We start from the raw sequence: 6,743 nt of genomic DNA on the forward strand, positions 1-6,743 counted from the left end.
CAAGGATGCCGCCGATGAAGGGCCGCAGCGACGCATCGACCGACAGCCGGGCAAAGCCGTGCTCGATCAGGCTGACCAGATGCATGATGGCGATCGAGGCGGCGCCCCCGAGCAGGCCGAGCAGCAGGAACGGGATGTACTGGCTGGCGGTCAGCGCCGGCAGGCCGGACAGTTCCAGCGGAAAAGGCACGACGCCGAACACCTCGGCGGTCAGCGAGGCGCAGATGGCCGCCGTCATCACCGGCGCGACATTGGCGACCGAATAGATGCCGATGATCAGCTCGAAGCCGTAGAAAGCGCCGGTCAGCGGCGCGTCGAAGGCGGCGGCGATGGCGCCGGCGGCGCCGCAGCCGACGAGGATGCGCACGTCGTTGCGGCGCAGCCTGAAGGCGCGCGCCAGCCGCGACGCCAGACCAGAGCCAACCTGCGTGTAGCCGGCCTCCAGCCCGACCGAGGCGCCGAAGCCGCTGGACAGCACCGTCTGGCCGACGATGATGAACGTGTCGGTGAGCGACATACGCCCGCCATAGAGCGCGTTGGCCTCGATCGGATCGACCGGAGTGCGGAACTTGCGCCTCCTGAGCCAGATCACGGTCAGCCCAAGCAGGATGCCGCCGATCGCCGGGATCAGCGCCTGCATCGGGCTTGCCAGCGAGAACATCGCCGACAGCCGGCCGCCCGGCTGCACACCGTACAGCATCCAGTGCATGCCTTGCACCAGTTCGCTCATGCCGGTGACCAGCGCGCCCGACATCACCCCGACGACACCCGCAAGCACGACGATGACGATGCCGCGCGCCTCGAGCAGCGGGATCGATCGGGTCAGCACCGCGCGAAGCCGGCGGGCGTAGACTTGGCTGTGGTTTGTGGCAGTCATCGGAGCGGTTGGCCGATTTCCGAAGGGAATGGAAAGCTGCCGTGCCTGATACGCCGGGCGGCATGCGTGGCTATTGCAATGCCGCCTGCTTGTGGCGCCATTTTGGCGCCGCTCGATCGGAATGATATCGATGAGGGGGGCCCGCTTCAGATCGGCCTGGCGTCGCCGGCTTCGTAGAGCACGAGGTTGCGGTCGCCGATGCCGAGGGCCGCCCAGCTCGCGCGCCAGTCGGCGATGTGCGGCGTGCGGAAATGCGCCTCGAGCGCGGCCCTGTCGTTCCACACTTCCGTGACGCGGATCAGCCCTGCGTCGAGGATGTCCTGCGCATATGAATATTCGAGGCAGCCCGGCTCGGCGTGGCTCGCCGAAACCATATTCTCCATGGCCGGCCTTGCCTCGTCCAGCCTATGCGCCGGCAGGCGGATGGTGCCGATAATCACGAGCATGCCGGTCCCCTTCTGAAGGTTGCGCGCGGCTGAGGATGCCGCCCATCGGCAGTAGCCAGTCTCCCACCCTCGCGCAAGCTTGGCTGGTTAGGCTCGAAAGGCTGCCGCGCGTTCGGCGCGCTGGAGACTTGAGGACGATATGGCGATCAGCGAAACAATCCCGGCCGGCCTGGTGGCCAAGAACGGCCGCGACGTCTTCTTCGCGCTGGGCATCGTCGTCATCCTGGCGGTGCTGTTCTTGCCGATCCCGGCCTTCCTCATCGACATCGGCCTTGCCTTCTCGATCGCGCTGTCGGTGCTGATCCTGATGGTGGCGCTGTGGATCCAGCGGCCGCTCGACTTCTCCTCCTTCCCGACCGTGCTGCTGATCGCCACCATGCTCAGGCTGTCGCTCAACATCGCCACCACGCGCATGATCCTCTCGCACGGCAATGAGGGCACGCACGCGGCCGGCTATGTCATCTCCGGCTTCTCGAAGCTGGTGATGTCGAGCGACTTCGTCATCGGCCTGATCGTCTTCCTGATCCTGATCGTGGTGAATTTCATCGTCATCACCAAGGGCGCCACCCGTATCGCCGAGGTTGGCGCCCGCTTCACCCTCGACGCCATCCCCGGCAAGCAGATGTCGATCGACGCCGACCTCTCCGCCGGCATGATCGACGAGAAGACGGCGCAGCTGCGCCGCCGCGAGCTGGAAGAGGAATCCTCCTTCTTCGGCTCTATGGACGGCGCCTCGAAATTCGTGCGCGGCGACGCCATCGCCGGCCTCATCATCACCGCCATCAACATCGTCGGCGGCATCGCCATCGGCTACATCCGCCACGGCATGGGTATGGGCGAAGCCGCCGACGTGTTCATCAAACTGTCGGTCGGTGACGGCCTCGTCACCCAGATCCCGGCGCTGATCGTCTCGCTCGCCGCCGGCATGCTGGTCTCCAAGGGCGGCACCCGCGGCTCGGCCAACCAGGCCGTGTTCGGCCAGCTCGGCGCCCATCCGCGCGCGCTCTACGTCGCGGCGTTCCTGCTGGTCATCCTCGGCCTCATGCCCGGCCTGCCGCTGTTCCCGTTCTTCGCGCTTGCTGGCGGCATGGCCGGTCTCGGCTACGTCATTCCGATGCGCCAGAACCGCGCCATGGCCGCCGCCGAAGCACTGAGGGACGAGGAGAAGGCCAAGAAGGCCGAGGAAGAGAAGAACTCAGTCAAGGCCTCGCTCGCCACCGCCGAGATCGAGCTGCTGATCGGCAAGCAGCTGTCGACGCGCTTGCTTGTGTCACATCAGGAGCTGGTCTTCCGCATGGCCAAGATGCGCAAGAAGTTCGCCCAGCAATACGGCTTCGTCGTGCCGGAAGTGCGCGTCGCCGACGACTTCGCCATCCCGCCGAAGAGCTACCAGATCAAGGTCCACGGCACGGTCGTCGCCGAGTACCAGATGCGCGTCGGCGAGATCATGGTGCTGCTCGGCACCCGCGACGTGCCGGACCTGCCCGGCGAGGAGATCCGCGAGCCGGCTTTCGGCATGCGCGCCTTCTCGGTGCTGGAGACCTTCGCCGAGGACCTGAAGCGTGAGAACTACACCTATGCCGACAACATGTCGGTGCTGCTCACCCATCTCTCCGAGGTCATCCGCAACAACCTGCCGCAGCTTCTCTCCTACAAGGACATGAAGGCGCTGCTCGAGAGGCAGGATCCGGAATACCGCAAGCTCGCCGACGAGATCTGCACCTCGCACATCTCCTATCCCGGCCTGCAGGCGGTGCTGAAGCTTCTGCTCGCCGAGCGCGTCTCGATCCGCAACCTGCATCTGATCATCGAAGCCATCGCCGAGATCGCGCCGCATGTGCGCCGCACCGAACAGATTGTCGAGCACGTGCGCATCCGCATGGCGCAGCAGATCTGCGGCGATCTTTCCGAGGGCGGCGTGCTCAAGGTTCTGCGTCTCGGCAACCGCTGGGACCTCGCCTTCCACCAGAGCCTCAAGCGCGACGCCAAGGGCGAGGTGCGCGAGTTCGACATCGACCCGCGTCAGCTCGAGGAATTCGGCCAGGATGCGACCAAGGCGATCCGCAAGCATCTGGAAGCCGGCGAGCGCTTCGTGCTGGTCACCGCGCCGGACGCGCGCCCCTATGTGCGCATGATCATCGAGCGCCTGTTCACCACGTTGCCGGTGCTCTCCCATGTCGAGATCGCCAAGGGCGTTGAGATCAAGGTGCTCGGGACGATCTCGTGAGCGCGCTCTCGCAAGGCGTCGTCATCGCCGCCTTCCTGGCTTTCTGCCGCATCGGCGCCTGTTTCATGCTGATGCCAGGCCTGTCGAGTGCGCGCGTGCCGATCCAGGTCCGGCTCTTCGTGGCGGTCGCCGCCACCGGCGGCCTGCTCGCCTTCCTCTGGGACCGCATCTACCCGTATGTCGATCCCCGCCCGCAGGTCCTGGCGCCGATGATCGTCTCGGAACTCTTGGTCGGCGGGCTGATCGGCGCCATGACCCGGCTCTATATGGAGGCGCTGCGCTTCATGGGCTCGGCCATCGCCACGCTGATCGGCTATGGCGGCGCCGGCGGCCCGGCGATCGAGGAGCCGGAGCCGCAGGCGGCGCTGGCCGCCATCATCTCCTTCTCGGCATTGCTGCTGCTCTTCGTCGTCGACTTCGACCACGAGATCGTGCGCGCTCTGGTCGCCTCCTACACGGTCGCGCCGGTCAACGTCTTCTTCAATCCGCAGGCGGCGCTCGTCGATCTCACCGACACCGTGTCGGACGCCTTCTTCCTGGTCATCCGCCTCGGCAGCCCGTTCGTCGCCTATGCCATCCTGGTCAATCTGACCATCGGCTTCGTCAACAAGCTGACGCCGCAGATCCCCGTCTACTTCATCTCGCTGCCTTTCGTCATCGCCGGCGGCCTGATCCTCTTCTACCTCGCCATCGGCACCATGCTGTCGCTGTTCGTCGACGGCTTTGTCGACCTGACACTGGCACGGTGACGCAATGACCACGCGCAAGGAACGGCTGCGGAAACTGGTCAAGGTGCAGGAGCAGCTCAAGGCCCTGCACGAGACGCGCCATGCGACATTCCTGGCGCAGGCGGGAGCGGCCGAGACCGAGGCAAGGGAACTGGTCGAGCACTTCGACGCTGACCAATCGCTGGCCGGCCAGTTCCCCGACCTTTACCATCGCCGCATCGCCAATGCCCTGGTCCGCCAGCAGGCAAGCCTGGAAAGCGCCAGGCAGGAAGCAACTCTCATCGCCACCGCGACGGCGCGCACCAACATGGTCGAGCGCGCCTACAAGGACGTGCGCCGCCGCGACGAGCGCGAACGCATCGACCGCGAGCGGCTCGATCTGATCGCGCAGAAGCGACGCGACGATACTAACTAGCGACTCGGTATCAAAGTCAGATCGAGAGTGCTGCCCTCGGGCACATCAGCTAGATCAACATGACGCAGCACGAACACTTCGAATTCGTGAGCGACATCGTCGATCCGCCGGAGCGCATACTCTTTCTCCGCGGCCGTCGAGGTTTTAGAGCCGTCCGGCCTCATGACAATCGCGTTGAGTTTTTGGCCCATCCGGAAGTCGGTCTGTAGGTCACCGACGACTACGACGCCTCGCCCGGAAATCTGAAATCTCTCGATAATCTTCATCCAACACTTTGGCCCCTAACCGCTGGCAAGAACGATCTCCCATTTCGTAGCACAGCAAAATCGCGATGGCGAAAGACGAGCCACTCGATGCTTGGGCTCTCAAGCCTGCCACAAGCTTGTTCAGTCATTGTGCGGATAGCAAAAACCGGCAAGAGGCGGACTTTTTTGGCAATCTCTCCACCCAGCGACATCGTCTTGGACGTCGCTCGCGCTGCCGAGCCGACGGACGTCGAAGCCGCGCGCGCGGCGCTGGCCAAACGGACTGGTGGCGCCTCGGCCGCCTTTTCAGTCGACACCGCCGGCACCATGCTTTCCCGGGCCACGGCGGACAAAGCCGAGGTGGCGAACCCGGAGAAGAAGTTCCAGCGCTTCGAGGCGATGGTGCTGCAGACCTTCATCCAGAACATGATGCCCAAGGACACCGAGGGCGTTTACGGCAAGGGTCTCGCCGGCGACATGTGGAAATCGCAGATGGCCGAGCAACTGGCCAATGTCATGGCCGCGCGCGGCGGCATCGGCATCGCCAGATCACTGCTCGCCGACCACTATATGGACGGCAAGCGCATCGTGCCGGTCGGCCCGGTTTCGGGTGGGCCGGAGAAGGCCGAGATCGACCAACAGATCCGGCTGTCGACGTCCATGGTGCAGGAGTTGCAGCGCCAGGCCGCGCGGTCGATGACCGGCGACGATACGACCATAGAAACCGATACAAAAATCTAGGGAGCCTCATGGCCGACCAATCCGAATTCTCCACCCTTCCGGCGCGGACCTCGGAAGCGCCCATCCCGCTCGCTCGCCCCGGAAACCTCGCCGCCATCATCGGCCGCATCGAGGAAGCGGTCGACGAGGAGACGGCTGGTATCCGTGCCAGCACCGGCTTCGACCTCAAGGCGTCCAACGCCCGCAAGAGCCGCTATCTCTACGAACTGACCCGCGCCATGAAGGGCGCCAACGAGATCGAATTCCTGGAGCAGCATCGCGAAGGCCTGGCGCGGCTGCGCCAGAAGCTGGCCAAGAACGAGGCGGCGATCCTCGCCCATCTCAACGCCGTCAACGAGGTCGCCCATCTGCTGAAGAGCGCCATTCAGCGCGCCGAGGCCGACGGCACTTATTCGGCCGGCGAGTTCGGCTGGGCAAGAGCATGATCCCGGCCGCCAGGGCGTCGCGAGGGAAAGACCGGTGATTAAGTTCATCGCCGCCGCGATCTGGATCTGCGCAGCGACGCTCGGCGCCGTGTTCTATTCGTTCCAGGCTGCCGGCAAGGCCGGCGTGGGCGAGCCGCCGAAGCCGATGCTGGGTGGCCTCGACTACGTCAAGACCGATATTATCTCGGTGCCCTTGATCCGCGACGCCAGGATCGACGGCTATTTTCTCACCAAGCTCGTCTACACGGTCGAGCCAGAGCAGATAAAGAAGCTGTCAATACCGGCCGACGCGCTGATCACCGACCAGGTCTACTCCTATCTCTACGCCAATCCGCAGGTCGATTTCACCAAGAAGGACACAATCGATCTCGATGCCTTCCGCAAGTCCATCCAGGACAGCATCAACGCCCGCGTCGGCGTCGAGCTGGTGCATGAGGTGCTGATCGACCAGGTCAACTTCCTGTCCAAAGACGAGATCCGCGACAACGCCATTCGCCGCCGCAAGGGCGCTGGCGAGACCGCCTCGGAAATGACCAAGCCCTTCAAGCAGCACTGATCGCGGCGCGGACGCATTCGCCGCCGCTAGCCAAGCTGATGCGAGATGACGCATCGTCACCACGTTGACGTAAACGTCAATGC

9 protein-coding genes are annotated in these 6,743 nt (G+C 64.6%); 6 read left to right on the forward strand and 3 right to left on the reverse strand.

The window, feature by feature from the left end:
• Both EN742_RS18980 and EN742_RS18985 read right to left on the reverse strand, forming a co-directional pair.
• A partial coding sequence (locus EN742_RS18980) for a chloride channel protein (protein ID WP_148670154.1) occupies positions 1-877 on the reverse strand: 877 nt, incomplete at its 3' end.
• 146 nt (positions 878-1,023) lie between these two features.
• Complete coding sequence (locus EN742_RS18985; RefSeq protein WP_127405788.1) at positions 1,024-1,323, reverse strand: putative quinol monooxygenase; 300 nt, start codon at positions 1,321-1,323, stop codon at positions 1,024-1,026.
• A gap of 139 nt (positions 1,324-1,462) precedes the next feature.
• Between EN742_RS18985 and flhA the strand changes: the two genes are divergently transcribed.
• Genes flhA through EN742_RS19000 form a run of 3 tightly spaced genes read left to right on the forward strand, consistent with a single transcriptional unit; the run spans position 1,463 to position 4,693 of the window.
• The gene (flhA, locus tag EN742_RS18990; protein ID WP_127405789.1) at positions 1,463-3,550 is read left to right on the forward strand and encodes a flagellar biosynthesis protein FlhA; all 2,088 of its coding nucleotides are present in this window, start codon (positions 1,463-1,465) and stop codon (positions 3,548-3,550) included.
• A complete protein-coding gene (gene fliR, locus EN742_RS18995) occupies positions 3,547-4,299 on the forward strand; it encodes a flagellar biosynthetic protein FliR (protein WP_128333148.1) in 753 nt (250 codons plus the stop codon). The genes flhA and fliR overlap by 4 nt, the downstream gene beginning before the upstream one ends.
• A 4-nt stretch (positions 4,300-4,303) precedes the next feature.
• Entirely contained in the window at positions 4,304-4,693 is a 390-nt protein-coding gene (locus EN742_RS19000) for a hypothetical protein (RefSeq protein ID WP_126058454.1), read from the forward strand.
• Here the strand turns inward: EN742_RS19000 and EN742_RS19005 are convergent.
• Positions 4,690-4,959, reverse strand: coding sequence for a hypothetical protein (locus tag EN742_RS19005; protein WP_126058453.1), 270 nt, complete (start codon positions 4,957-4,959; stop codon positions 4,690-4,692). The two genes, EN742_RS19000 and EN742_RS19005, sit on opposite strands and share 4 nt — an antisense overlap.
• 126 nt (positions 4,960-5,085) lie before the next feature.
• On the opposite strand from EN742_RS19005, the gene EN742_RS19010 reads away from it, so the two are divergent.
• Genes EN742_RS19010 through EN742_RS19020 form a run of 3 tightly spaced genes read left to right on the forward strand, consistent with a single transcriptional unit; the run spans position 5,086 to position 6,660 of the window.
• A complete protein-coding gene (locus EN742_RS19010) occupies positions 5,086-5,679 on the forward strand; it encodes a rod-binding protein (RefSeq protein ID WP_189347887.1) in 594 nt (197 codons plus the stop codon).
• Between the two features lie 8 nt (positions 5,680-5,687).
• Positions 5,688-6,104, forward strand: coding sequence for a hypothetical protein (locus EN742_RS19015; RefSeq protein ID WP_127405791.1), 417 nt, complete (start codon positions 5,688-5,690; stop codon positions 6,102-6,104).
• A 34-nt stretch (positions 6,105-6,138) separates the two neighbouring features.
• The gene (locus tag EN742_RS19020) at positions 6,139-6,660 is read left to right on the forward strand and encodes a hypothetical protein (RefSeq protein ID WP_126058450.1); all 522 of its coding nucleotides are present in this window, start codon (positions 6,139-6,141) and stop codon (positions 6,658-6,660) included.
• The last annotated feature ends 83 nt before the right edge of the window (positions 6,661-6,743 follow it).

Origin of the sequence: Mesorhizobium sp. M4A.F.Ca.ET.020.02.1.1, assembly GCF_004022645.1 — a bacterium.
Taxonomy (GTDB): Bacteria; Pseudomonadota; Alphaproteobacteria; order Rhizobiales; family Rhizobiaceae; genus Mesorhizobium.